We start from the raw sequence: 25,868 nt of genomic DNA on the forward strand, positions 1-25,868 counted from the left end.
CCGAACCCCTGCTACGCCTCAACGTCGAGGCCAAGGACCCCGCGAAGATGACCGAACTCCGCGACACCGTCCTCACCCTCGTCCGCGCCTGACCCGCTGCCCGGCAGGTGCCGTCCCCGTCCGGACGGCACCTGCCGGGCAGTTCACCTCCCCGTTCGAAATGTCGGCTAGGGTCGGTTCGTCCGTCGCCCCTGAGGGCACGGAAGCCAGTACTCCAGAGACTCGAAGGACCACGTTCATGGACAGGCTCGTCAACACCGTCCGCCCGTACGCCTGGGGATCGGCCACCGCCATCCCCGAGCTGCTGGGCCGGGAGGCGACCGGCGAGCCGCAGGCCGAACTCTGGATGGGCGCGCACCCGGGCTCGCCGTCGCACGTCGACCGGGGCAGTGGCGAGCGCTCGCTCGCCGAGCTGATCGCCGAGGACCCGCAGCGCGAGCTGGGCACCGACGCGGTGGACAAGTTCGGCCCGTCGCTGCCGTTCCTGCTCAAGGTGCTCGCGGCCGGTGCGCCGCTCTCGATCCAGGCCCACCCCGACCTTGCGCAGGCCCGCGCCGGTTTCGCTGCCGAAGAGGCCCAGGGCGTCCCGATCGACGCCCCGCACCGCAACTACAAGGACGCCAACCACAAGCCCGAACTCATCTGCGCGCTCGACGAGTTCGAGGGCTTGTGCGGCTTCCGCCACCCCGCCGACGCGGCCGCGCTGCTGGAGTCCCTGGATGCGCCCACGCTCACCCCGCTGATCGAGCTGCTGCGCGACAAGCCCGAGGCCGAGGCGCTCAGCCAGGCGCTCGCCACCATCCTGTCGATGACCGGCGACACCGCCGCCGCGACGGTCGCCGAGGTCCGGGCCGCCGTCGAGCGGGCGGCGGAGGCCGACCCCCACGGCCAGTTCGCCGGGTACGCCTTCGCGGCCCGCGAGTACCCCGGCGACACCGGCCTGCTCGCCGCACTGCTGCTGAACCACTTCCGGCTGCAGCCCGGCGAGGCCCTCTACCTGGGCGCCGGCCTGCCGCACGCCTACCTGCGCGGCCTCGGCGTCGAGATCCTGGCCAACTCCGACAACGTGCTGCGCGGCGGCCTGACCCCCAAGCACGTGGACGTGCCCGAGCTGCTGCGGGTGCTGACCTTCCAGGGCAGTACGCCCGACGTGCTGCGCCCGGTCACCGACGCCACCGGCGAGCAGCTCTACCCGGTGCCGATCGACGAGTTCCGGCTCTCCCGCTACCTGCTCGGGCCCGAGCCCCGCCGGGTGGACGGCCGCGCCCCGCAGATCCTGCTCTGCACCGAGGGCACGGCCCGGCTCACCACCACCGACGGCAGCACCCTGACCCTCGCGCGCGGCGAGTCCGCCTTCCTCCCCGCCACCGGCGCCGGCACCTGGACCGACCTGACCGGCCCGGACGCGACGGTCTTCCGCGCCACCGTCACCCTCTGAGCCACTCCCCCGCTACCGCTGTCCGGTCCGGATCGTCCGCCCGCACGACGACCCCGACGGTCGGCGGTCGTCAGTGCGCGTCGAACAGAGCGCTCACGGACTCGCCGTTGTGGATGCGGCGGATCGCCTCCGCCAGGGCCGGGGCGATCGAGAGGACGGTGAGCTTGTCGGTGCGGTCCTCGGTGGCGATCGGTACGGTGTTGGTGCAGACGATCTCCAGCACGTCCGGCTGGTCGGAGAGCCGCTTCAGCGCACCCGCCGTGAACAGCCCGTGCGTGCAGGCGACCCGGATCGACCGGGCACCCAACTCACGCAGCCGGTCCAGGAGTTCGAGTACGGTACTGCCCTTGGCGATCTCGTCGTCCAGCACGATGACATCGCGGCCGGCAACGTCCCCGATCACCGAGCTGATGCTGACCCGGTCGTCGGCGAAGCGCTGCTTGGCTCCCGCCGCCACCTGGACGCCCAGCAGCCGGGCGAAGGCCGCGGCCTCCTTGGCGTTGCCCAGGTCGGGCGAGACGACGGTGGTGTTGGACAGGTCGTAACCCCGGAAGTGCTCGGCCAGTTCGCGCAGCGCGTGCAGGTGGTCGACCGGCACCGAGAAGAAGCCGTGCACCTGCGGCGAGTGCAGGGTCATCGGGGAGGAACCGACAGGGCCGGGTCCTTCCCGGCCCCGGCCCCGGTCGTAAACCGTCGGACCGTCCTCAGGTCTTCGGCTGGGTGAAGCGGATGCGGTTGCCGAAGGGGTCACGGAGGCCGCAGTCAGTGCCGTAGGGGCGCTCGGTGGGTTCCTCGGTGAACTCGACGCCCCGGCTCAACAGCGTCTCGTACGTCTTGCGGCAGTCGTCCGTGTTGAAGATGAGCCAGCCACCCATCGCGCCCTTGGTCACCAACTCGCGGACCTGCTGCGCCGTCTCCTCGGACATCGCCGGAGCACCCGGCCTCTCCAGCAGGATCTGCCGCTCCGGGCGGCCGGGGACACTGACGGTCAGCCAGCGCATGAAGCCCAGGTCGACATCGGCGGTGACCTCCAGCCCGAGCTTGCCGACATAGAAGTCGAGGGCCTCGTCCTGGTCGAGAACGTAAATCTGCGATTGCGTGATGGCGTTGAACATGTGCCCAACGCTACTGGGCACGCCGCCCGAAAACTTATCCGAAACTGCTCAGCGGCACCGGCCTGACGACCGGTCAGGCACTCGGCCGCATCCACGCCATCGTGAAGCACGTCGGTACGCCGGCGGCCACCGCTTCCTTGCGGTACGTCCTCGGCGACCGGCCGACGATGTCGTGGAACGTGCGGCTGAAGGTTCCCAGGCTGCCGAAGCCGACTTCGAAGCAGATCTCCGTCACGCTCCGCTCGCTCTCCCGCAGCAGGAACATCGCCCGCTCGACCCGGCGACGCTGCAGGTAGCGGTGCGGCGTCTCGCCGAACGTGGCCCGGAAGGTACGCGTGAAGTGCGCCTGGGACACATGGGCGATCCGGGCCAGCGCCGGGACGTCCAGCGGCTGCGCGTAGGCCCGGTCCATCGCGTCCCGGGCCCGCAGCATGCGGCGGTTCGTCTCTTCTGCAGCACGGCTCACGACGCCATCACACCACGGCCCCGCCGGCCGTCGTGGCTCAGCCGACCTTTCCGGGGTCGCGGGTGGCGGCGAGCTCGCGTACCGCGTCGGCGACGGCTCGGGAGTCCTTGCTCAGGATCTTGGAGTGGTTGCTGGCGACCTTCGCGCTGATCCGGATGTTCGGGTTGCGGGCCATCACCGGGTCGAGGTTGGCACGGATCTCCTCGATCAACTTCGCGTCGGCGCCCAGGTTGCCACCCGTGGCGACCACGTACCGGGTGGGTACGGTCACGCGGTCGAAGACCGGGTCGAGGGCGGCGGGCGCGCAGAGTTCGTTGAGCTCGATGTTGATCTCGGCGTGTTGCGCGGCGCTCATCCGCGCGGCCAGGCCGAGCGGGCGGCAGATCGGGAACAGCGGACTCAGTCGGCGGAACAGCTTGCGGATCTGTTCCCGGGCGGCGTCGTCGAGCCACTCGTGCGGCATCGCGCCGTCCACCGACACGGCCCCCAGGATGCGGTCCGGGTTCCGGGCGGCCCAGTGGATCGCGATCATCGCGCCGTAGGACCAGCCCACCAGGATCGGGCGGTCCACGCCCCGCGCTTCGAGGACGGCGTCGAGGTCGCGGACGGTCGCCTCGAACGAAGTGTCCGCCGAGAGCTCCGACTTGCCGCGGGCGCGCTCGTCGTAGGTGATGTGCCGGTAGCCGTCGCCGAGCTCGGCGATGACGCGCCGCCAGTTCTTCTGGGAGGCGTAGGAGCCGTTGAGGTAGACCACGGGGGTGCCGGTCCCACCGGTGTCGGTGACGGCGAGGGCGGTGTCGTCGACCGACACCATGCCGGTCCAGGCGGCGGAGTGGTTGATGGTCACGGTGTGTCTCTTTCCAGGGTCGGAAGTTGATCAGGAGCGGTGGCTGGTGCTGCCGCCCGAGCAGGTCGTGATGGTGCAACTCAGAGGCTGCGGGCGGTGATGTTCCCGTAGGCGGTGGTGGCGTGGATGTTCAGGCCGGCGGCGGCGCCGTCGGTGTTCCTGAGCGTGTTGTGGATCCGGCCGTAAGTGGTGCCGGTGTCCAGGGAGGCGGAGACTCCGGCGGCGGCGCAGACCGACACCTCGCCGGACTCGGTGCGCAGCACGACCGTGCCGCGCACGGCCTCGGCGATGTGGACGTCGCCGTTCCGGGTGCTGATCCGGGCAGGACCGCCCAGGCGGCCGACCGAGATGTCGCCGGCGAGGAGCGTAAGGCGGACACTCGCGGCCTCGTCGATCTTGACCGAGGCCTGCGCGCCCTCGAAGGCGACGTCGCCGAGTCGTCCGACGCCCCGGAACTCGGCGCCGGCCGCCTTCGCCTCGATGCGGGAGCCGACGGGCAGCTGGACGGTCACCTCGATGGATCCGGAGTGGCCGAGGATCCGGTTCTTCGCGGCCGGGGCCTGGATCCGCAGGACGCCGTCGGCGTAGGCGACCTCGACCTGCTGCGCCGCCTTCACGTCACAGCTCTTGGAGGCGTTCTCGGGCAGGACCTCGACGACGGTGTCGGTCCGGTCGGCGGCGATGAAGCGGATGCGCCCGGCGGGGATGTCGAGGTGGGCGGAGACCGGGGCGGGGGTGTCGAACTTCTGCACGGTGTTCTCCTTCTTCGGCGGCGGGCGATCCGTCGGCCCGCTGTTTCTGATGAGAGAAACGCTACGTTGCGTTTGATGATCCGACAACAGAGTCGCTGCTCAGAATTACCATCACTGCAGGTAAAAGCCCGTAAATAGTTGCATCGCCCTGGAGCGTAATGCAACAGCCACCCCCTTGTTCGTTGCAATGGATTGGGAGTGAACGCTATGCTGGGGCCCACCACAGGCCACGAAGGAGACCGCGATGCCGGGAGGCAGACTCACCCAGCAGGAACGCCGGCAGATCGCGCTGGGACTGGCCGACGGCCTCGCCTACGCGGAGATCGCCAGACGCCTGGGGCGTCCGACCTCGACGATCACGCGCGAGGTGCTGCGCAACGGAGGCCCCACCACCTACCGCGCCGACCTCGCTCACCGCGCCACCCAGCAGCGCGTCCACCACCGCAGGCCCGCCACGCCCCGGGACCCGAAGGCGCCCCCGCAGGCCCACGGACGCGACGCCGAGGCGGTGCGCGAGTACGAGGAGATCTACACCACCGTCCTGATGGCTTCGGGCGCGCCCAGGATGATGGCCCGGGTGCTGGCCTGCCTCACCCTCACCGACGCGGGCAGCCTCACCGCGTCCGAACTCGTCCAGCGCCTCCAGGTCAGCCCGGCGTCCATCTCCAAAGCGATCGCGTTCCTGGAGAGCCAGGGCCTCGTCCGCCGGGAACGCGACGAACGCCGCCGCGAGCGCTACGTCGTCGACGACGACGTCTGGTACCAGTCCATGATGGCCAGCGCCCGCGCCACCGCCCGCCTCGTCGAAACCGCCCGACAGGGCGTCGGCGTGCTCGGCCCCGGCACCCCGGCCGCCACCCGCCTGGAGAACATCGCCCGCTTCGTCGACTTCGTCTCCGAGAGCATGGCCCGCGCCGCCGAGCAGGCCCGCGAAGTCCTCCACACCAAACCCGAAACACCATCGACAGCACCACCTGAGCCACGTTCGGCCTGAACAGCCGTCAGGAGGCCGGGGTCGGGTCTCGCCAGATGTCCATCGGGACGGCGCGGACCGCACGTCCGTCGGCGGTCACCCAGGCGATCCCGGCTTCCGAGAGCCGGCGCCAGCGGCGGGCGGCGGTGACCGGGCTGATCCCGAGGGTCTGGCCGAGCAGCGACCAGGGTGCCCGGGGCTGCAGCTGCAGCGCGTTCACCAGGGCGAGGTCCAGCTCATCCACCGCCGCCTCGGGGCCGGTCACCATCGACTGCCGGTGGATTCGTTCATCAGAGGGCCTCTCCATGACGTGATCCTACGAAATCGCCTGAAACTCCTGCCGAGAGATTCAGAATCGCCGAACAAGATCGGACCCACAAGATCGCACCGCACAAGATCCCGCCGCACGCGGGTTCACTGGAGGTACCTGTGTCCCTGCACGACGACGCTCTCGCTCTGGCCCCGGACCTGGTCCGGCTGCGCCACGACCTTCACCGGTTCCCCGAGCTGGGCCTCGCGCTGCCGCGCACCCAGGAGCGGGTGCTGCAGGCCCTCGACGGACTGCCGCTCGAGGTGAGCCAGGGCTCCGCACTGAGTTCGGTCACAGCGGTGCTGCGCGGCGGCCGGCCGGGGCCGGTGGTGCTGCTGCGCGGCGACATGGACGCTCTGCCGGTCGCCGAAAAGGCCCCGCTGCCCTTCGCCGCCGACAACGGTGCCATGCACGCCTGCGGTCACGACCTGCACACCACGATGCTCGCGGGCGCCGCACACCTGCTGGCCGCACGGCGGGAGCAGCTCCACGACGACGTGGTCTTCATGTTCCAGCCCGGCGAGGAGGGCTGGGACGGAGCGGGCGCCATGCTGGCCGAGGGCGTGCTGGACGCGGCAGGCCGGCGCCCGGTCGCCGCATACGCCCTGCACGTGTCGTCGGCCATGCCGCACGGGGAGTTCAGCTCCCGGCGCGGACCGATCCTCGCCGCCTCCGCCGCGTTGAACGTCACCGTCCACGGCTCGGGCGGCCACGGCTCGGCACCGCACCGGGCCAAGGACCCCATCCCGGCGGCCTGCGAGATGGTCAACGCCCTGCAGACCATGGTGACCCGCCGCTTCGACGTGTTCGATCCCGTGGTGATCACCGTCGGGCTCCTCCAGGCCGGCACCCAGCGCAACGTGATCCCCGAGACCGCCCGATTCGAGGCGACCGTGCGCACCTTCTCCGCCGAGGCGCAGTCTCGGGTCGCCGACACCACGGTGGAGCTGGTCAGGGCCATCGCGGCCGCCCACGGCCTGCGGGCGGAGGTCGAGTTCATTCCCGGGTACCCGGTGACCGAGACGGACGCGGCCGAGACCGACTTCCTGGCGGACACCGTCCGAAACGTCTTCGGCGAGCAGCGCTACCAGCCGATGCCCAACCCGATAACCGGGGCGGAGGACTTCTCCCGGGTACTCGACGCCGTTCCGGGCTCGTTCGCGTTTCTCGGCGCCGCCCCGAAGGGCACCGACCCCGAGAACCTGCCGCCCAACCACTCGCCCTACGCGGAGTTCGACGACGGCGCCGCGCTCTACGCCGAACTCGCCGACCGCCGTCTGGCGGCCTGAACCGTACGTCAGGCCCGCCATGAACAGGGCGCCATGAACAGGCCGCCAAGAACAGAGAGAACGCAATGATCACGCGCATGACCGATCCCCGCGAGGTGGTCGAGCAGCAGCTCGCCGCCTACAACAGCCACGACCTCGACGCCTTCGCCGCCACCTACGCCGAGGACGTCCTGGTCAACCGGCGCCACGGCAACCCACTGCAGGGCCGTCAGGCGCTGCGTGACACGTACGCCGGACAATTCGCCGAAGGCCGCTGCCGGGCGGAGATCCTGGGACGGCTCACCGAAGGCGACTGGGTGGTCGACCACGAACTCGCCCACGGCGTGGCCGACGAACCGATCCGCGTCCTGGTGGCCTACCGGGTGCGCGAAGGCCTGATCGACCGCGTCGACTTCCTCGGCTGACCGAGCAGCAGAGGCCCGCACCAGCGGCCGCCGCGCAGCGCCCGTAGCTCATGTCAGGTCGCGGGTCATGTCGACGAAGCGGGAGTAGTGGCCCTGGAAGGCGACTGTGATGGTGGCGGTCGGGCCGTTACGGTGCTTGGCGACGATCAGGTCGGCCTCGCCCGCGCGGGGGGACTCCTTCTCGTAGGCGTCCTCGCGGTGCAGCAGGATGACCATGTCGGCGTCCTGCTCGATCGAGCCGGATTCGCGGAGGTCGGAGACCATCGGCTTCTTGTCCGTACGCTGCTCCGGGCCACGGTTCAGCTGGGAGAGCGCGATGACCGGGACTTCCAGTTCCTTGGCCAGCAGCTTCAGGTTTCGCGACATGTCCGAGACCTCCTGCTGGCGGCTCTCGGCCCGGCGGGAGCCACCGGACTGCATCAGCTGGAGGTAGTCGATCACCACCAGTTTGAGGTCCTGGCGCTGCTTCAGGCGGCGGCACTTGGCGCGGATCTCCATCATCGACAGGTTCGGCGAGTCGTCGATGTAGAGCGGTGCGGCCGTGACGTCCGGCATCCGGCGGGCGACGCGCGTCCAGTCGTCGTCCGTCATGTTCCCGGAACGCATGTGGTGCAGCGCGACCCGGGCCTCGGCCGAGAGCAGTCGCATGGCGATCTCGTTCCGGCCCATCTCGAGCGAGAAGATCACACTCGGCAGGCCGTTGGTGATCGAGCAGGCCCGGGAAAAGTCAAGCGCAAGGGTCGAGTTGTGGGTGGGAACCATCGACCGGGTGGCCAGGTACATATGATCCGGGTTGTCCACCTGGACACAGCGGACCGGGACGCTCTCGATCTCCCGGGCGTCGGTGACAAATCGCTGCGTCAGCCTCGGGGTGCCAGGGCGCCTGCGCTCGCTGTGCACACCCTGCTTGCGCTCCAGCCGGAACACGTTGTCAGTCGGCGTGAACGTGACGAGGTACGCAGTGGACGACTCCTCGGAGCGCCCTTCGACCCGCTTGGTGGTCATGCCACAGCGATAGCCCAGGCTCAGGACCAGCTCACGGAATCCCTCGGCCAGCGCCCGATCAGTGACAGCGAACTGGACCGATCCGGTATTGGTGACCGTTCCGTCGGTGTCCAGGAGCCCGGCGAGCAGTTCTCTCCGCTGGGCGATGGAACTGCGCAGATACACCTGAGGGATGTGTTTGTTCCCCAGGACACCGATGTCCCGCAGCACCACCAGAAGGCTGCCGTGCCTCTTGGTACAGGTCGCGCAGCGGGGCTGCGCGAAGGGCGAGAAACACGTCTCGCCGCAGTCCACGCACGTCGCGTGAGGGACCGGAGCAGAGATGGACCGTGCCCCGCCACCACACGACTGCCCACAGCTTCGCACGTGGGCGAGCTTGGGCACGAAGGTCTTCCCGCACACTACGCAGGACCGTTCGAGCAGCTCCGGCTCTTCGACATCGAATCTGATGGCGTAGCTGATCGACGCACCTACCCGGCGGATCTCGAAACCCTCCTCCGCGACGCGCTGCACGATCTCCGGGTCCGCCGAGGTGATGCGCGCGGCATCGCTGTGGCCGTCACCCAGCCACGCTCCGAGCGTGTAAGGCGGAACGGGCAGCTCCCGGTGCGGGAGATCGAGCGGGGCCGCGTTCTGCACGCTGTGGTTCTTGCGCTGATCGGCCGTGTCACAGTGCAGCGTCCCGGCGATCTCCTTGGTCGTCCTGACCGAGGCGAAGGTGCGCTGGTTGCGACTGCGGTTGTACCCGGCTGTGGCAGCCTGGGCCGACTTGCGCGAGGCCCGGGTGTCAGTGAGCCACTGGTGATCCGCATCGGCGATGACGGTGGTGCCGTCGTCGAACGACATCTCGTAGCACGGTCGCCCCGTCATCACATCGGTGGCGGCCACCACACGGGTCGGCTTCCCCGTTGCGTCGAGCAGGTAGTCACCGGGCTGGACCTCGCCCATGGTGGTCCACCCGGTGGGGGTGGGGAGCAGCGTGTCGAGGGCGAGCGCCTTGCCCATCGCCGGTCGAGCCGCGATGACGATCATCTGGCCCGGGTGCAGCCCGTTGGTGAGGGCGTCGAGGTCGGCGAAGCCGGTGGGGACACCGGACATCTGACCGTTGCGGGAGCCGATGGCCTCGATCTCGTCGAGGGCGCCCTCCATGATGTCGGCGAGCGGGGCGTAGTCCTCGCTGGTGCGCTGCTCGGTGACGGCGTAGATCTCGGCCTGGGCCGCGTTGACGATCTCGTCCACGTCGCCCTCGGCGGCGTAGCCCATGCCGGCGATCCGGGTGCCGGCCTCGACCAGACGGCGCAGGACGGCGCGCTCGTGGACGATCTCGGCGTAGTACTCGGCGTTGGCGGCGGTGGGGACGGAGTTGACCAGGGTGTGCAGGTATCCCGGGCCGCCGACCCGGGTGAGCTCGCCGCGCTTGGTGAGCTCACTGGCGACAGTGATGGGGTCGGCCGGCTCGCCACGGGCGTAGAGGTCGAGGATCGCGCTGTGGATCAGCTCGTGGGCCGGACGGTAGTAGTCGAGCGGCTTGAGCACCTCGACCACGTCGGCGATGGCGTCCTTGGAGAGCAGCATGCCACCGAGGACGGACTGCTCGGCCGCCAGGTCCTGCGGCGGTACCCGCTCGAAGCCGTCGGCGGGCTGCCGGCCTTCACCGGAGTCGTCGTCCCGCTTCCGCTTACCGGCGAAGCCTCCCGAACCACCCGAACCGCCGCTGGATCCGCCCGAAGCACCGGACCCACCGGACCCGCCGGACCCGCCGCGCTGGAACGACCCGCCCTTGCCGCCGCCACCGCCGTCGCCCTTGCGTGACACGGGCAGCCGGTCGCCGGGCCCGTCCGGAAACTGGGCGTCCGGGAACGGTCCGGTGGGGAAAGCGTCGTCGGACGGCTGCCAGTCGTCCTCCGGCGGGGGAGGTACGTCGTGGTCGTCGTACTGGGGGCCGGTCACGCGTGTTCCCCGATCAGCGGTTGGTGCGAGTTGGAGCGGGCCTTGCCGATGGCGCACCTTCTTTCATACGCCACCGCACGGACAAACCCGGCACCGGGCGGGCGGTGTCGCGCGGACGGCTACGGCGGACAAGCGTCCACGCTAAGGGGCCGGGAGCCGATCGGCCAAGATGGTTATCCACAGGGCATGTGGACGAAGGGCCCTTGCCTGTGGGTAACTGCCTCGAACCTGTGCACAACTCTGTGGACATCACTGTGGATAACCACACCATCTACTCGGCGTCAACGCCCTGACCTGCAATTACTTCCCCGAATGGCTGTGCATGAGAAATAGTTCACACACTCAGGCCCCCTTGCCCACGGCCAGCCGCCCCCTGCCCTCCGGCAAGCTGCAAGGTAAGTGCCTATTTTGCCTTGTGCCTATTACCTGTGGATGAGTACGCTGGCCCGATGACAACCGCCCCAGCAAGCCGGCAGGACCCGTCAGGCCGCCAAGACCGTCTGCAAGGCCGCCGGCACGACCGGGAGATCCTCACCCTGGCGATCCCGGCCTTCGGGGCGCTGGTCGCCGAGCCGCTCTTCCTGATGGCCGACTCCGCGATCGTCGGCCACCTCGGCACCCCCCAGCTGGCCGGGCTCGGGGTCGCCGCCGCCGTGCTCTCCACCGCGACCGGCGTGTTCGTCTTCCTCGCGTACGCCACCACCGCCGCCGTCGCCCGGCGGATCGGCGCCGGTGACCGGCGCGCCGCCGTCCGGCAGGGCATCGACGGCATCTGGCTCGCCCTGCTGCTCTCGGTCGCCGTGGTGGCGCTCATGCTGCTGCTGGCTCCCCAGGCGGCCTCGGCACTCGGCGCGTCCCCGACCGCCGCGCCGTACGCCGTCACCTACCTGCGGATCAGCGCACTCGGCATCCCCGCGATGCTGATGGTGATGGCCGCGACCGGAGTACTGCGCGGCTTCCAGGACACCCGGACCCCGCTGCTGGTGGCGATCGGCGGATTCGCCGCCAACATCCTCCTCAACCTCGGCCTGGTCTACGGAGCCGGCCTCGGTGTGGCCGGCTCCGCCTGGGGGACGGTCATCGCCCAGACCACGATGGCGGCCGCGTACCTCGTCGTGGTGATCCGGGGCGCCCGCCGGGAGCGGGCGAGCCTGCGCCCGGACCTGCCCGGGATCCGGGCCTGCGCCCGGGCCGGCGGGCCGCTGATGGTCCGCACGCTCAGCCTGCGGGCGGTACTGATGATCGCCACCGCCGTGGCCGCCGGGCTCGGGGACGTCCAGATCGCCGCCCACCAGATCGCCATGACCCTGTGGGGCTTCCTGGCCTTCGCGCTGGACGCGATCGCGATCGCCGGCCAGGCCATCGTCGGCCGGTACCTGGGCGCCTCGGACGTGCCGGGCACCCGCGCCGCCGCCCGCCGGATGGTCCAGTGGGGCATCGGCTCCGGGGTGGCGCTCGGGGTGCTGATGGTGCTGACCAGGCCGCTCTACGTACCGCTGTTCTCCGCCGACCCGGCGGTGCGGCACCAGCTGTCGACCGTCCTGCTGCTGGCCGCGCTGACCCAGCCCGTCGGCGGACTGGTCTTCGTCCTGGACGGGGTGCTGATGGGCGCCGGCGACGGCACCTACCTCGCCTGGGCGATGCTCGGCACGCTGGCCGTCTTCGCCCCGGTGGCGATCGCACTGCCCGCGCTGGGCGGCGGGCTGGCGGCGCTGTGGTGGGCGATGAACCTGTTCATGCTGGTCCGGGGTGGGTTCCTGTGGCACCGCTTCCGGACCGGAGCCTGGCTGGTCACCGGAGCCGTCCGGGCGTGAAGCGGCCTCGCGGTGCGGCTCCGAGAACCGGTATCGCGAAGTAGAGCGGAAAACCTGAGAGCCGGGCTCCCCGGAAGGAGACCGGCCCTCAGGTGCGGCTGGACTCAGCCGCAGCTAACGCTCAGCTCAGGCAGCGACGACGGCGACGTCGAGGTTGGCCTGGACATCGGCGTGCAGCTTGACCGAGACGCGGTGGGTGCCCACGGTCTTGATCGGCGAGGCGATCGCGACGGCGCGCTTGTCCACGACCGGGCCGTCGGCGGCCTTGATGGCCTCGACGACGTCAGCCTGGGTCACCGAACCGAACAGGCGGCCGGCGTCGCCGGAGCGAACGGCCAGCTTGACCTGCAGGCCCTCGAGCTTGCCCTTGATCTCGGTGGCAGCCTCAAGGGTCTGGATCTGGTGGATCTTCCGGGCGCGACGGATGTCGTCGACGTCCTTCTGGCCACCCTTGGTCCAGCGGATCGCGAAGCGACGCGGGATCAGGAAGTTACGGGCGTACCCGTCCTTGACCTCGACGACCTCGCCGGCCGAGCCGAGACCGGGAACCTCGTGCGTGAGGATGATCTTCATGTTTCGGTCACCCTCTCTTAGCGCGTGGTGGAGGTGTAGGGCAGCAGCGCCATCTCACGGCTGTTCTTCACGGCCGTCGCGACGTCACGCTGGTGCTGGGTGCAGTTGCCGGTCACCCGGCGAGCGCGGATCTTCCCGCGGTCGGAGATGAACTTGCGGAGCAAGTTCGTGTCCTTGTAGTCAACGTAGTTGACCTTGTCCTTGCAGAAGACGCAAACCTTCTTCTTCGGCTTGCGAGCAGGCGGCTTCGCCATTAGTTGCTCCATTTGGGGTTCACGAACCGAGAGGTGCCAGGCACCCGACGGATCGCACGAAATCTCTCAGCATGCCTGAGCCCGGCCCCCGTGAAGGGACCGAAGGCTCGGCGCGCACCGCTAGAGCCGAGGCTCTTTAGAACGGAGGCTCTTCCGAGTAGCCGCCACCGGCCGGAGGGGCACCCCAACCGCCGCCACCACTCTGGTTTCCACCAGGGGCGGGAGCGCTGGAAGCCCACGGGTCGTCGGAGGGAGCGGACTGACCGCCGCTGGGAGCGCCCGCGTTCGGGCCTCCCCAACCGCCGCCACTCTGCTGGCCGCCGCCGGAGTACCCGCCGCCGTTGCCACCACCGAAGCCGCCACCGCCGCCGGGGCCGCCCTGTCCACCGGACCGGTTGGCCCGGGTGACCTTGGCGGTCGCCGAACGCAGGCTCGGGCCGACCTCATCGACCTCGAGCTCGTAGACCGTCCGCTTCTCGCCTTCCTTGGTCTCGTAAGACCGCTGGCGCAGTCGGCCCTGCACGATGACGCGCATGCCGCGCTGCAGCGATTCGGCGACGTTCTCCGCAGGCTGACGCCAGACGTTGCACGTGAGGAAGAGGCTCTCGCCGTCCTTCCACTCGTTGGTCTGACGGTCGAAGGTCCGCGGCGTCGAAGCGATGCGGAACTTGGCGACCGCGGCACCCGAAGGGGTGAAGCGCAGCTCGGGGTCGTCGACGAGATTGCCGACGAGGGTAATGACGGTCTCGCCTGCCATGGTGGTGATGACCTCTCGGAAAGGAGTTCTGCGGTGCTCGTCGCGGTGTTTCACGTGAAACACCGGACGTGAACCAACCCGACGCCCAGGACTAGGACGTCAAGGGGTGGCTCAGTGGGTGTCCGGGCGCAGGACCTTGGTCCGCAGAACCGACTCGCTCAGTCCGAACTGGCGGTCGAGCTCCTTGACGACCTCAGGCGTGGCCTTGAGGTCGATGACCGAGTAGATGCCCTCGGACTGCTTGTTGATCTCGTAAGCCAGACGGCGGCGACCCCAGGTGTCGACCTTCTCCACGTTGCCGCCGCCATTGCGGACGACGTTGAGGAAGTTCTCGATCAGGGGGGAGACAGCGCGCTCCTCGACCGAGGGGTCGAGGATGACCATCACCTCGTAGTGACGCATGAGAAACCCACCTCCTTTGGACTTAGCGGCCACGGTCTCTCCGTGGCAGGAGGGTTGTGCAGCGTCGGCACCGGCGTAGTGACGACGTACCTGCCACCGTAGTGAGCAGGTCCGACAGTCGCGCCCGACCAAGCCTCCAGATCGCGGAAATCCCGCCGGAGGCAGATGAGGGGCACAACTACACCAGTGCAGACCGCACAGCCTACCCGCACCCGTACGGCCGAACAAAACGCATAGGGGTTGTGATCCGCCCCCAACCGCCGCAATCTGTACAGAACGGCATCTCGTCATCCACCAGGAGGTGGGTTTTCATGGCACAGACCGCCCGTCGTTTCCCGTCGCTGACGCTCAACACCGACGGCCACGCACATCCCCGCGAGAACACCCTCGTCGGACTGACCGTCGCGTTCGGGCTGCTGGCCTTCGTCAGCTCCTTCTTCCACAACCTCCACATCATGAGCTCGTGGACCGGCCTGGCCGGAGTCGTCACGGGCCTCTGGGGCCAGTTCATCTCGGTCACCACGGCGGAACGGATCGTGCTCGTCGTCGCAGGTGTCGCGGCCGCCTTCGGCCTCGGCATCGGCCTCGCGCACGGCGGGATGTTCGGGGGCGTGTAGTGACGCACGCACTCTGATCAGGTCGAACATGCCGTCCTGACGGCGTTACCTCCGGCGCCCTCCTCGCGTAACTACCTGTAGACAGGTCCGCGAGAAGGGCGCCACCACGTCGGCTCGCAGTCCACCCGAAACGGACCATTCGGGCGATAGGGTCACCCCTGAACCGGCCGACCGAGGAGGAAGACCCGAGCATGAGCTTGCGCCTGAGGACGATCACCCGAGACGAACACCTGGCTTTCATCAGTAAGCGCCCGTCGGCCAGCCACATGCAGGTGCCGTCCTGGGGTGAGGTGAAGGCCGAGTGGCGGACCGAGAGCATCGGGTGGTTCGACGACTCGGGCGAGCAGGTCGGCGCCGGGCTGGTGCTCTACCGGCAGCTCCCCAAGCTCAAGCGCTACCTGGCCTACCTCCCCGAGGGACCGGTCATCGACTGGTTCGACCGGGAGCTGAACCAGTGGCTGGAGCCGATGCTGGCGCACCTCAAGTCGCAGGGCGCGTTCTCGGTGAAGATGGGCCCGCCGGTGGTGATCCGCCGCTGGGACGCGCCCACCATCAAGGAGGCCATCGCCGGCAAGCAGGCCAAGCGGCTGCGTGACATCGAGCCCGACTGGTACGAGCCGCGTGCCTTCGAGGTCGCCGACCGGCTCCGCAAGGCCGGCTGGCTGCAGGGCGAGGACGGCGGCGCCGGGTTCGGCGACGTCCAGCCCCGGTACGTCTTCCAGGTGCCGCTGGCCAACCGCTCGCTCGACGACATCCAGCGCGGGTTCAACCAGCTCTGGCGCCGCAACATCAAGAAGGCCGAGAAGAGCGGCGTCGAGGTCGTCCAGGGCGGCTACGAGGACCTCCCGGTCTTCCACCAGCTGTACGTCGTCACCGCCCAGCGCGACCACTTCACCCCGCGCCCGCTGGCGTACTTCGAGCGGATGTGGAAGGCGCTCGCCGCCGAGGGCCCGGACCGGATGCGCCTCTACATCGCGTACCACGAGGGCGAACCGCTGGCCGCCACCACGATGCTGACGGTCGGTGAGCACGTCTGGTACTCCTACGGCGCCTCCGCCAACCACAAGCGCGAGGTCAAGCCGTCGAACGCGATCCAGTGGCGGATGATCCGCGACGCGTACGCGCTCGGCGCGAGCCTCTACGACCTGCGCGGGATCAGCGACACCCTCGACGAGGACGATCACCTCTTCGGGTTGATCCAGTTCAAGCTGGGCACCGGAGGCCAGGCCGCCGAGTACCTCGGGGAGTGGGACTTCCCGCTCAACAAGCTGCTGCACAAGGCGCTGGACATCTACATGTCACGTCGCTGAGACCGGTCGGTCTGAACCGTTCCGGACCGCTCCGGGTACCCGTGGGACGCACACCGACACGGCGCGTCCCGGTGCCGAACCACCGTTCCAGATCTCCGGGGAGAGAACCGATGACCCTGTCGCTGTACGTGGACACCGCCCGCTGGCGGGCCCACCAGCAAGCCGTACTGGCCGAGTTCCCCGGTCTGGTGCCGGTGGCCAAGGGCAACGGGTACGGGCTGGGCAACGACCGGCTCGCGGCGGAGGCCGGGCTGCTCGGCACCGGACTGCTGGCGGTGGGCACGGCCGCCGAGGCCGCCGAAGCGCTGGACGAGTACCCGGGCGACCTGCTGGTGCTGACCCCGTACCGGGCCGGCGAGGAGTCGCCCGCGCTGCCCGCCCGGGTGCTGCGGACGGTCGCGCACGTGGACGCGCTGCGGGCGCTGCCCTCCGGCTCCCGGGTCGTGGTGGAGTGCATGACCAGCATGCGGCGGCACGGGATCAGCCCGGCCGACCTGCACAGCCTGCCGATGGACGAGGTGGTCTTCCATGCCCCGGCAACGATCGAGGGGTACGCGCTGCACCTGCCGCTGGACCGGCCGGACGGTTCCGACCCGGTGGCCGAGGTCGCGCAGTGGGTGAACGCGATCTCCGCCGCCGGGCGGCCGACGGCCACCGTCTTCCTGAGCCACCTGGGCTCGGCCGATCTGGCCCGGCTCTCCGAGCAGTTCCCGGACACCGTCTTCCGCTCCCGGATCGGCACCCGGCTCTGGCTGGGCGACATCGGCGCGCTGGAGGCGCGGGCGACCGTCCTGGACGTCACCCCGGTCGCCAAGGGGGACCGGTACGGCTACCGCCAGCACAAGGCGCCCTCGGACGGCCACCTGCTGGTGGTCACCGGCGGCACGGCGCACGGAGTCGGGCTGGAGGCGCCGAAGTACGTGCACGGCATGGTGCCGCGTGCCAAGGGCCTGGCCCGGGCCGGGCTCGCCACCGTCAACCGGACGCTCTCGCCGTACTCCTGGGAGGGCCGTCAGCTCTGGTTCGCAGAGCCGCCGCACATGCAGGTCAGCATCCTGTTCCTGCCCTCCGAGAGCAAGCCGCCGATCGCCGGGGACGAGCTGCGGCTGAACGTCCGCCACACCACGACCCACTTCGACCGGGTGGTGGACCGCTAGGCCCGGTCCGGCGGCTCGTTCAGTTCCGTTCCGCGTCCGCAGGTTCTGCGGCCGCAAGCCACTCCGCCTCGCCCGGCAGGGCGAACTGCTCGTACGTCTCCTCCTCGCGCAGCCGGCGGGCGGTGCCGAGGACGAAGACGTCCGGGGCGAAGTCCAGCACGCCGCCCGACGGGTCGTCACTGCCGTCCCAGCGGACGGGGTCGCGCTCGGGCAGCAGGATGTCGCGGATCACCATCACGCACAGGAACAGCGTGCCGAGCAGGTGCAGGATGATGGCGAAGTGGTACCAGTCCTGCCCGATGCCGTGCTGCTTGGCGTCCCCGGTGTAGGCCAGGTAGGACCAGACCCCGAAGAAGTAGAGCACCTCGCAGGCCTGCCAGATCAGGAAGTCCCGCCAGCGCGGGCGGGCCAGCGCGGCGAGCGGGATCAGCCAGAGCACGTACTGCGGCGAGTACACCTTGTTGGTCAGGACGAAGGCCGCCACCACCAGGAACGCCAGCTGGGCGAAGCGCGGCCGGCGCGGGGCGGTGAGGGCCAGCCAGCCGATGCCCAGGCAGCAGAGGACGAGCAGCCCGGCGATCCAGGTATTGAGGGTGTCCAGCTGGGCGTTCCGGTCCTGCATCAGGATCAGCCAGAACGAGCCGTAGTCCTCCTTGCGGGACTGGCTGAAGGTGTAGAAGGTCGCCCAGCCCTGCCAGTTCGCCAGCATGATCGGCAGGTCGACCAGCAGCCAGGCCCCGGCGGTGGCAGCGGCCGCCTGCCAGAACGCCCGCAGCCGGCCCGCCCGCAGGCAGAGCACCAGCAGCGGCACGAGCAGCAGCACGGGGTAGAGCTTGGCGGCGGCCGCCAACCCGATGAACACACCGGCCCAGACCGGGCGGCTGCCCGACCAGTACGCCATCGCGACGGCGGTGAGGGCGATCGCCAGCAGGTCCCAGTTGACGGTGGCGTCCAGGGCGAGGCATGGGGCCAGGGCGAAGAGCAGGGCGTCCCAGGGACGTCGGCGGTGGGTGCGGACGAGCGCCACCACCACGACCACCGCGCAGATCAGCAGCATCCCGGAGTTGATCAGCCAGAACCACTGCTCGCGGCTCTGGTCGCCGCCGCCGAGCGGGGTCAGCCAGGCCGCGATCTGCATGAAGAGCCCGGTCAGCACCGGGTACTCCAGGTACTGCATGTCGGACGAGGGCATCGGCAGCTTGTCCAGGTACGGATGCAACCCGACCGAGAAGCCGCGCCCGGTGAACAGGTGCGGGATGTCGCTGTAACAGGCGTGGGTGTACTGGGCGGTGGCGCCGTGGAACCAGCCGCCGTCGTAGCAGGGCAGCTTCTGTGCCAGGCCGAGCACGTACGTGACGATGACCGCGAGCGCCAGGAACCGGGCCGGGACCCACCACGAGACGCCGAGCAGCGCCCGCCGTCCGGGCGGCCCGCCGAACACCTCGCTGCCGGCCTCCGCGACCGGGTCCTCGTCCGCCGGGACGACCACGGTGTTGGGCAGCGGCCCGGCAGCCGACAGGGCGGGGACGGACCCGGCCGATTCGTCACGCTCGCTCGACGTCATGGCGGACATGATGCCGCACACGTCCTGACCGGACGAGGCTGCCACGGCGAATCCGCCCGCGCCGGACATGCCGGTGGCGGCCCTCCGAGGAGAGCCGCCACCGGGTACCGCTGTCAGTACCGCCTGTCAGAGCCAGGACTCAGCCCGGGCTCAGCCCGGTGAGTTGCCGTTCCCGGTCGCCGCGCCGGTCGGCCCGGGCGGGCTGCCCGAGTCGGTCGGCGGCGGCGGGGTCGGGCTCTTCGAGTGCCCGTGCGTGGGCGAGGAGCAGATACCCAGGAAGCAGCTGGGGCTGGTGCTCGGCGGGACGGACGGGTCCTGCGTCTTGCTGGTGGAGGGGGCGGGCGCCTGCGACGACTGCTGCGGCGCGGTGGGCGAATTACTCGCCGGCGGGGCGCTGGAGCTGCTGGCCGACAGCGACGGCGAGGCCGAGGCGCTGGAGGGGGCACCCGAGGAGTTGACCGCCTGGTTGATCGGCTCGGCGGGCGGGAAGTCCACCGTCGGCTGGCCCGCCAGCGCGGCCTGCATGTAGCGGGTGAAGATGTCGGTCGGGAAGTCACCACCGTGGACGGAGGCGTGTCCGGCCGTGCCGTTCAGGGAGAGCAGACCGGGCTTGCCCGGCTCCTCGCGCCACATGCCGACCGAGGTGGCCAGCTGCGGGGTGTAGCCGACCCACCAGGCCGAGGTACCGGCGTCAGTGGTACCGGTCTTACCGGCCACCGGACGTCCCAGGGCGTTGGTCTTGGTACCCGTACCGTTCTTCGCCACGTTCTCCAGCACGTCGGTGATGTTGTCCGCGACCGCCTGCTCCAGCACCGACTTGGCGGCCGGCTTCGTGAAGCCGGCCCGCTCGACACCGTCCTCGGTCACCTTGAGCACCGAGTACGGCTCGACCTGCTGCCCCCGGGCCGCGAAGACCGAGTACGCCGAGGCCATCCGGATCGCGCTCGGCGTCGAGGTACCCAGCGGGTAGGTGAGCGTGGTGGACGGCGCGAGGCTGGCCTTCTTCAGACCCAGCTGCAGCACCATGTTCTCGATGTTGCTGCCCCCGACGTCCTGGCCGAGCTGGACGTACGGCACGTTGAACGAGTGCTGCATCGCGGTCTTCAGCGTGACGTAGCCCTGCTTGCCCGGCTCGTCGTTCTTCTGGTGGTACGGCTTGCCGTCATCGCCTATCGCCGGTGAGCCGTCGGGCTTGTAGATCTGGCTCAGGTCGTCGGCCAGATAGAGGCTGTCGGGGTTGATCTTGGTCGGCTTGCCGTCGGGGCCCATCTTCGTGAGCACGCCGTTCTGCATGGCGGTGGCGAGCACGAAGGGCTTGAACGTCGAACCGACCGGGATGCCCGCGGTGTCGGCGTTGTTGGTGTAGTGCTTGTTCTCCACACCGTCCCCGCCGTAGAGGGCCACGATCGCGCCGTCACCCGGCACCACCGAGGCGGCACCGACCTGGACGTAGCTGTCCGTGGTCGGGCGCTTCTGGGTGTCGAGGGTCTCCGACTTCACGTCGTCGACGGCCTTCTTCAGCTCGTCGACCTTGGTCTTGTCGAAGGTCGTGTAGATCTTGAAGCCACCGGTGTCCAGGGCGGCCTGAGTGATCGTCTTGTCCTTGCCCATCAGGTACGTGTTGGCGGTGTCGACCAGGTAGCTGATCTCGCCGTTCATGTTGGCCGGGGGCTTCTTCGCGATCGGCTCGGGGAAGGACGGGCCGCACTTCGCCCGCTCCTCCGGGGTGATCATCTTGTTGATCACCATCCGGTTGAGGACGTAGGTCCAGCGGCCGGCCATCCGATCGTGGTTGGCGGGGCTGAGCGAGGGGTCCTCAAGGGCCGCGCCCTTGAGCAGACCGGCCAACATCGCGCTCTGGCAGATGTCGAGGTTCTTGGCGTCCACGCCGTAGTACGCCTGCGCGGCGGCCTGGATGCCGATGCTGTTCCGGCCGAACCAGCTGGTGTTCAGGTACCCCTTGAGGATCTCGGGCTTGCCGCCCGGCTCCTGATTTATCTTCAGCGTGATGAAGAACTCGTCGAGCTTACGAGTCAGGGTCTGCTGCTGGCTGAGGTAGGCGTTCTTGACGTACTGCTGGGTGATGGTCGAGCCACCCTGGGTCTGCCCACCGGTCGCCATGTTGTACACGGCCCGGGCGATGCCCTTGGGGTCGATGCCGCTGTCGGTCCAGAACGTCTCGTTCTCGGCCGCGATGACGGCCTTCTGGGCGTTCGGGCTTATGTCGGCGAGCTCGACGATCTGGCGGTTGGTGTCGCCCGCGCGGGTCATCTCCGACCCGTCCTGCCAGTAGTAGATGCTCTGGCCGTGCACCATGTCCTTGAGCTTGGGCACCTTGGTGGTCGCGTAGGCGATGCCGACCGTGGCCACCCCGCTTCCGAAGAAGATCAGGAAGGTGGTCAGCATCTGCTTCCAGGACGGCAGCCAGCGACGCAGGCCGTGCTTGCCGTACCGGGGGTAGTCGATGAACCGCTTCTTGGGCGGTCTACCACCACCACGCCCGCCGTTCCCGCCGCCCCTCGATCCACCAGGGCCGCCAGGGCCCCCAGGACCACCAGGGCCACCCGGCCCGGCACCCCGGCCGCCCTGCCGCCCGCTCGGCCTGTCGGCCGGCTTGCCGCCCGACTTCCCGGCCTGCTTGCGCATCTCGGCGCGCGTCAGCCGGGGCTGCTGCGCGGTCTCCCGCACACCCGTCGGCTGACGCTCGTACGAGGGCGCCCCTTGGGGAGGGGTGCCATAGGCGTACGGGCGGCCGTCACCGGGCCCACGGCCCGGGGGCTGCTCACCGCCGCCCGGGTTGGGCGACCTCCGCCGGTGTTCGCTCATCTTCCAGCAACTCCTCGGCCAGACCACTTCGGGCCTGAAGGCAGGGTTCACGTCCGATGCCCGCAACCGCCTTGTCCCCGGAGGTGGTTCTCGTGCACACGCGACAGCGTACGCACCTGTAAATCGGTACTAAACAGGCATCAGGTGCAAATCAGCGCAAAGCACCGCCAGATCATTACATGCCCGTTGCCAACTGGGACCACCCGGTGCTTGACGCGGGCCCCTGAAGGGTCGTCGGAATCCTGTGATCACATTCACCCGCGTCCCCCTTGCCCGTTTCGTGACCCCGGTTTACTGTTCTCGATATATCGAGTCGATACATCGGCACGGCATAGCGAGAGCCATCGCGACATCCGGCACGACCTCTGGCGCCAGATCCGGTGCCGGATCCAGCGCGAGATCTTCGTGACAGCCAGGCGAGAGCAGGGGAGGACGGAACGGCATGAGCAGGCGCTCAGGAGTACTGGAGTTCGCCGTCCTCGGCCTGCTCCACGACGCTCCGATGCACGGCTACGAGCTCCGCAAGCGGCTCAACGTCCTGCTCGGGTCGTTCCGGGCGTTCTCGTACGGCACGCTGTACCCCTGCCTGAAGGGCCTGGTGGCCCAGGGCTCGCTGGTCGAGGACAACCCCGACACGGCGTACGTCCCGGCCACCGCACTGAACGGCAAGCGATCGAAGATCGTCTACCGGCTCTCCGCCGAGGGGAAGCAGCGCTTCGAGGAGCTGCTTGCCGACTCCGGCCCGGACGCCTGGGAGGACGAGCACTTCGGTGTGCACTTCGCCTTCTTCGGCCAGACCGACCGGGCCGTGCGGATGCGCGTCCTGGAGGGACGCCGGAGCCGGCTGGAGGAGCGGCTGGAGCGGATGCGAAGCTCGATCGCCCGCACCCGCGAGCGCTTCGACGACTACACCCTCGAACTGCAGCGGCACGGTCTGGAGTCGGTGGAGCGCGAGGTCCGCTGGCTCGGCGAGCTGATCGAGACCGAGCGGGCCAACCGCACCGGTCGCACCGGAGCCGGCACCCCGGCCGCTGAAACCAATACTTCGGACGGCCGTGGCCAGGAGGCCGGGTCCTCGGACCCGCCGAGGCCACCGCACGACCGCCCGGGGCGCTCCGCACAGGAGCGCTGACACCGCCGTCGCCGAGCGCGCGCGGCAGGAGCGGGCGCATCGCGCCCGTCAGACAGTCCAGATTGTCCGGGCTGTTCCGCTCGGACAGAGCGGAACGGTCAGAACAGAAGTTGAGCGAGAACCGCCGAGTCAGGCGGGCCTCATGAGATACAGGGAGCAACCGGAATGGGTTCGGTTCGCGTAGCCATCGTGGGCGTCGGCAACTGCGCCGCGTCGCTGGTGCAGGGTGTCGAGTTCTACAAGGACGCCGACCCGGCCGGTAAGGTCCCCGGCCTGATGCACGTCCAGTTCGGCGACTACCACGTCAAGGACGTCGAGTTCGTCGCGGCGTTCGACGTCGATGCCAAGAAGGTCGGCTTCGACCTCGCCGACGCCATCGGCGCCAGTGAGAACAACACCATCAAGATCTGCGACGTGCCGCCGACCGGCGTCACCGTCCAGCGCGGTCACACCCTCGACGGCCTCGGCAAGTACTACCTCGAGACCATCGAGCAGTCCACCGAGGAGCCGGTCGACGTCGTCCAGGTCCTGAAGGACCGCCAGGTCGACGTCCTCGTCTGCTACCTGCCCGTCGGGTCCGAGGACGCTGCGAAGTTCTACGCGCAGTGCGCCCTCGACGCCAAGGTCGGCTTCGTCAACGCCCTCCCGGTCTTCATCGCCGGCACCAAGGAGTGGGCGGACAAGTTCACCGAGGCCGGTGTGCCGATCGTCGGTGACGACATCAAGTCCCAGGTGGGCGCCACCATCACGCACCGCGTGATGGCGAAGCTCTTCGAGGACCGCGGTGTCCTGCTCGAGCGCACCATGCAGCTGAACGTCGGCGGCAACATGGACTTCAAGAACATGCTCGAGCGTGACCGCCTCGAGTCCAAGAAGATCTCGAAGACCCAGGCCGTCACCTCCCAGGTCCGCGACCGCGACCTGGGTGCGAAGAACGTCCACATCGGCCCGTCCGACTACGTCGCGTGGCTCGACGACCGCAAGTGGGCGTACGTCCGCCTCGAGGGTCGCGCCTTCGGCAACGTCCCGCTGAACCTCGAGTACAAGCTCGAGGTCTGGGACTCCCCGAACTCGGCCGGTGTCATCATCGACGCCGTCCGCGCCGCGAAGATCGCGATGGACCGTGGCATCGGCGGCCCGATCCTGTCGGCGTCCTCGTACTTCATGAAGTCCCCGCCGGTTCAGTACTTCGACGACGAGGCCCGCGAGAACGTCGAGAAGTTCATCCGCGGCGAGGTCGAGCGCTGACCTTGAGCTCCGCCAACGGCTGAGCTCCGCAGTTCCGAAGGGTCCCGGTCTCGTGCCGGGGCCCTTCGGGCGTTCCGGCCGCAGGGCCCACGCGGTCCCGAGGTTCCACGCGGTCACGTGAGGCCTTGATTCGGGTGAGCGTTGTTTCACGTGAAACAACGCCTCACGTGAAACAACGGCGCCCGACGTGGCACCCTGAGCGGGTGGCTCTCACGGAGAACGACAGCACCTCGCCCCGCAGCACCCGGACCTCCCCACGCGCCACCCTGGGTGGACTGCTGCGCGGCCGGGACTTTCGCCGGCTGCTGACCGCCCGGGTGCTCTCCCAGCTCTCCGACGGCGTCTTCCAGGTCTCGCTGGCCTCCTACGTGATCTTCTCCCCCGAGCGCCAGGCGACCCCCGCCGACATCGCCTCAATGCTGGCGGTGCTGCTGCTGCCGTTCTCGGCGATCGGCCCCTTCGCCGGAGTGCTGCTGGACCGCTGGCGCCGCCGACAGGTCCTCTACCTGGGCAACCTGGCCCGCTTCGGACTGGGCCTGATCACCGCCGGCCTGTTGCTCGCCGGAGCCCCCGAGTGGCTGTTCTTCGGCGCAGCGCTGCTGGTCACGGCCCTCAACCGGTTCATCCTGGCCGGACTGTCCGCCGCTCTCCCCCGGGTCGTCGGCCAGGACCAGCTGGTCACCGCCAACTCCGTCTCCCCCACCCTCGGCACGGTGGCGGCGGCCTGCGGCGGCGGCCTCGGCTTCCTGGTCCACCTCGTCCTGCCACCAGGCGTCAAGGCCGACGCCACCCTGGTGACCCTGGCCGCACTGCTCTACCTGTGCGCGGCACTGGCTGCCCACCGGATGGCCCCCGGGCTGCTCGGCCCCACCCTCCGCACCGACCGGCCACCGCTGCACCGCGCCATCGGCGCGGCGGCCCACGAACTCACCGACGGCGTACGGCACCTGGTCCGCGACTGCCGTCCGGCCGTGCACGCGCTGGCCGCCGTCACGGTCTCCCGGTTCTGCTACGGCGTACTGGTCGTGGTGCTGCTGATGCTCTCCCGGTACAGCTTCAACGATCCGGCGGACAGCGCCGCCGGGATGGCCACCCTCGGCAAGGCCGTCGGCGTCTCGGCCATCGGATTCTTCCTGGCCGCCCTCATCAGCCCCTGGTGCACCCGACGGCTGGGAGTGTCCGGCTGGCTGACGGCCTGTTCGGCGCTGGCCGCCGTCTTCGTACCCGCGCTGGGGCTGCTCTTCGCGGTGGGCCCGAGCATGCTCACCGCTCTGCTGCTCGGCGTGGTCACCCAGGGCACCAAGATCTGCGCTGACACCCTCGTCCAGGAGTCGGTGGAGGACGAGTTCCGGGGCCGGGTCTTCGCCATCTACGACGTGCTCTTCAACATCGCCTTCGTCGCGGCCGCCGGAGTCGCCGCGCTGGTCCTGCCGCTGAACGGCCGGTCGGTGGGGGTGGTGCTCGGCGTCGCGGTGGTCTACGCACTCACCGCCGTCCTGTACGGGCGGGCAGCGCGGAGGGCGCCGGGGGTGGCGGGCCACTGAGTTGCTTCAAGCAACGCTGTGAAGTCCACAGAGCGCCTTCGAGGCGCTCTGTGGACTCGACCGCCCGACAGACCTCCTCAAAGGAAAGTCTGTCGGACTGAATCTCACTGACCTCCCTCAA

Annotated in this window: 22 protein-coding genes and 2 pseudogenes; 11 read left to right on the top strand and 13 right to left on the bottom strand. The window is 69.4% G+C overall.

The window, feature by feature from the left end:
* Positions 1 to 238 precede the first annotated feature (238 nt).
* Positions 239 to 1,438: a mannose-6-phosphate isomerase, class I gene (gene manA, locus P3T29_RS09835; protein ID WP_280715932.1), complete on the top strand. Its 1,200-nt coding sequence runs from the start codon at positions 239 to 241 to the stop codon at positions 1,436 to 1,438.
* Positions 1,439 to 1,508: 70 nt separating this feature from the next.
* On the opposite strand, the pseudogene prs reads toward manA, so the two are convergent.
* From prs to P3T29_RS09860, 5 genes and pseudogenes are all read right to left on the bottom strand, one after another.
* A pseudogene (prs, locus tag P3T29_RS09840) lies at positions 1,509 to 2,075 on the bottom strand (ribose-phosphate diphosphokinase); the annotation flags it as partial.
* A gap of 67 nt (positions 2,076 to 2,142) precedes the next feature.
* Positions 2,143 to 2,553 (bottom strand): VOC family protein, encoded by a 411-nt coding sequence (locus tag P3T29_RS09845; RefSeq protein ID WP_280715933.1) that lies wholly within the window; start codon positions 2,551 to 2,553, stop codon positions 2,143 to 2,145.
* 73 nt (positions 2,554 to 2,626) lie between these two features.
* Positions 2,627 to 3,019, bottom strand: a complete 393-nt coding sequence (locus P3T29_RS09850) for an AraC family transcriptional regulator (RefSeq protein ID WP_280715934.1) — start codon at positions 3,017 to 3,019, stop codon at positions 2,627 to 2,629.
* Positions 3,020 to 3,056: 37 nt separating this feature from the next.
* Positions 3,057 to 3,866 (bottom strand): alpha/beta hydrolase, encoded by an 810-nt coding sequence (locus P3T29_RS09855; protein WP_280715936.1) that lies wholly within the window; start codon positions 3,864 to 3,866, stop codon positions 3,057 to 3,059.
* An 80-nt stretch (positions 3,867 to 3,946) separates the two neighbouring features.
* On the bottom strand, positions 3,947 to 4,618 hold the full coding sequence (locus P3T29_RS09860) for a DUF4097 family beta strand repeat-containing protein (protein WP_280715937.1): 672 nt from the start codon (positions 4,616 to 4,618) through the stop codon (positions 3,947 to 3,949).
* A 244-nt stretch (positions 4,619 to 4,862) separates the two neighbouring features.
* Between P3T29_RS09860 and P3T29_RS09865 the strand changes: the two genes are divergently transcribed.
* Entirely contained in the window at positions 4,863 to 5,612 is a 750-nt protein-coding gene (locus P3T29_RS09865) for a helix-turn-helix domain-containing protein (protein WP_280715938.1), read from the top strand.
* Between the two features lie 64 nt (positions 5,613 to 5,676).
* Here the strand turns inward: P3T29_RS09865 and P3T29_RS09870 are convergent.
* Positions 5,677 to 5,859, bottom strand: a pseudogene (locus P3T29_RS09870) (AsnC family protein); the annotation flags it as partial.
* Between the two features lie 161 nt (positions 5,860 to 6,020).
* Here P3T29_RS09870 and P3T29_RS09875 point away from each other — a divergent pair.
* Together P3T29_RS09875 and P3T29_RS09880 are read left to right on the top strand one after the other, a co-directional pair.
* Complete coding sequence (locus P3T29_RS09875) at positions 6,021 to 7,190, top strand: M20 family metallopeptidase (RefSeq protein ID WP_280715939.1); 1,170 nt, start codon at positions 6,021 to 6,023, stop codon at positions 7,188 to 7,190.
* A 77-nt stretch (positions 7,191 to 7,267) separates the two neighbouring features.
* The gene (locus P3T29_RS09880) at positions 7,268 to 7,594 is read left to right on the top strand and encodes a nuclear transport factor 2 family protein (protein ID WP_280715940.1); all 327 of its coding nucleotides are present in this window, start codon (positions 7,268 to 7,270) and stop codon (positions 7,592 to 7,594) included.
* Positions 7,595 to 7,642: 48 nt separating this feature from the next.
* Here P3T29_RS09880 and dnaB read toward each other — a convergent pair whose 3' ends face one another.
* Positions 7,643 to 10,414 (bottom strand): replicative DNA helicase, encoded by a 2,772-nt coding sequence (gene dnaB, locus P3T29_RS09885; RefSeq protein WP_348532810.1) that lies wholly within the window; start codon positions 10,412 to 10,414, stop codon positions 7,643 to 7,645.
* Between the two features lie 584 nt (positions 10,415 to 10,998).
* Between dnaB and P3T29_RS09890 the strand changes: the two genes are divergently transcribed.
* Entirely contained in the window at positions 10,999 to 12,363 is a 1,365-nt protein-coding gene (locus P3T29_RS09890) for an MATE family efflux transporter (protein WP_280715941.1), read from the top strand.
* 126 nt (positions 12,364 to 12,489) lie between these two features.
* Here the strand turns inward: P3T29_RS09890 and rplI are convergent, their stop codons facing one another.
* The 4 genes from rplI to rpsF form a co-directional block, all read right to left on the bottom strand.
* Positions 12,490 to 12,936, bottom strand: a complete 447-nt coding sequence (gene rplI, locus P3T29_RS09895; protein WP_280715942.1) for a 50S ribosomal protein L9 — start codon at positions 12,934 to 12,936, stop codon at positions 12,490 to 12,492.
* Between the two features lie 17 nt (positions 12,937 to 12,953).
* The gene (rpsR, locus tag P3T29_RS09900; protein WP_030270170.1) at positions 12,954 to 13,190 is read right to left on the bottom strand and encodes a 30S ribosomal protein S18; all 237 of its coding nucleotides are present in this window, start codon (positions 13,188 to 13,190) and stop codon (positions 12,954 to 12,956) included.
* 136 nt (positions 13,191 to 13,326) lie between these two features.
* Positions 13,327 to 13,947: a single-stranded DNA-binding protein gene (locus P3T29_RS09905; RefSeq protein ID WP_280715943.1), complete on the bottom strand. Its 621-nt coding sequence runs from the start codon at positions 13,945 to 13,947 to the stop codon at positions 13,327 to 13,329.
* A 111-nt stretch (positions 13,948 to 14,058) separates the two neighbouring features.
* A complete protein-coding gene (rpsF, locus tag P3T29_RS09910) occupies positions 14,059 to 14,349 on the bottom strand; it encodes a 30S ribosomal protein S6 (RefSeq protein WP_280715944.1) in 291 nt (96 codons plus the stop codon).
* 311 nt (positions 14,350 to 14,660) lie between these two features.
* On the opposite strand from rpsF, the gene P3T29_RS09915 reads away from it, so the two are divergent.
* The 3 genes from P3T29_RS09915 to P3T29_RS09925 all read left to right on the top strand — a co-directional run bounded on the left by P3T29_RS09915 (position 14,661) and on the right by P3T29_RS09925 (position 17,433).
* Complete coding sequence (locus P3T29_RS09915) at positions 14,661 to 14,966, top strand: hypothetical protein (protein ID WP_280715945.1); 306 nt, start codon at positions 14,661 to 14,663, stop codon at positions 14,964 to 14,966.
* Positions 14,967 to 15,157: 191 nt separating this feature from the next.
* A complete protein-coding gene (locus P3T29_RS09920; protein ID WP_280715946.1) occupies positions 15,158 to 16,276 on the top strand; it encodes a peptidoglycan bridge formation glycyltransferase FemA/FemB family protein in 1,119 nt (372 codons plus the stop codon).
* A gap of 110 nt (positions 16,277 to 16,386) precedes the next feature.
* Positions 16,387 to 17,433 (top strand): alanine racemase, encoded by a 1,047-nt coding sequence (locus P3T29_RS09925; RefSeq protein ID WP_280715947.1) that lies wholly within the window; start codon positions 16,387 to 16,389, stop codon positions 17,431 to 17,433.
* Positions 17,434 to 17,452: 19 nt separating this feature from the next.
* On the opposite strand, the gene P3T29_RS09930 is transcribed toward P3T29_RS09925, so the two are convergent.
* The gene (locus P3T29_RS09930) at positions 17,453 to 18,997 is read right to left on the bottom strand and encodes a glycosyltransferase 87 family protein (RefSeq protein ID WP_280715948.1); all 1,545 of its coding nucleotides are present in this window, start codon (positions 18,995 to 18,997) and stop codon (positions 17,453 to 17,455) included.
* A gap of 150 nt (positions 18,998 to 19,147) precedes the next feature.
* On the bottom strand, positions 19,148 to 21,823 hold the full coding sequence (locus tag P3T29_RS09935; RefSeq protein WP_280715949.1) for a transglycosylase domain-containing protein: 2,676 nt from the start codon (positions 21,821 to 21,823) through the stop codon (positions 19,148 to 19,150).
* Positions 21,824 to 22,265: 442 nt separating this feature from the next.
* Here P3T29_RS09935 and P3T29_RS09940 point away from each other — a divergent pair, with 442 nt between their 5' ends.
* The 3 genes from P3T29_RS09940 (at position 22,266) to P3T29_RS09950 (ending at position 25,747) form a co-directional block, all read left to right on the top strand.
* Positions 22,266 to 22,955 (top strand): PadR family transcriptional regulator, encoded by a 690-nt coding sequence (locus tag P3T29_RS09940; protein WP_280715950.1) that lies wholly within the window; start codon positions 22,266 to 22,268, stop codon positions 22,953 to 22,955.
* A 165-nt stretch (positions 22,956 to 23,120) separates the two neighbouring features.
* A complete protein-coding gene (locus P3T29_RS09945) occupies positions 23,121 to 24,203 on the top strand; it encodes an inositol-3-phosphate synthase (RefSeq protein WP_280715951.1) in 1,083 nt (360 codons plus the stop codon).
* A gap of 266 nt (positions 24,204 to 24,469) precedes the next feature.
* Entirely contained in the window at positions 24,470 to 25,747 is a 1,278-nt protein-coding gene (locus P3T29_RS09950) for an MFS transporter (RefSeq protein ID WP_280716068.1), read from the top strand.
* Positions 25,748 to 25,868: the final 121 nt, after the last annotated feature.

Source organism: Kitasatospora sp. MAP5-34 (assembly GCF_029894335.1).
Lineage (GTDB): Bacteria > Actinomycetota > Actinomycetes > Streptomycetales > Streptomycetaceae > Kitasatospora.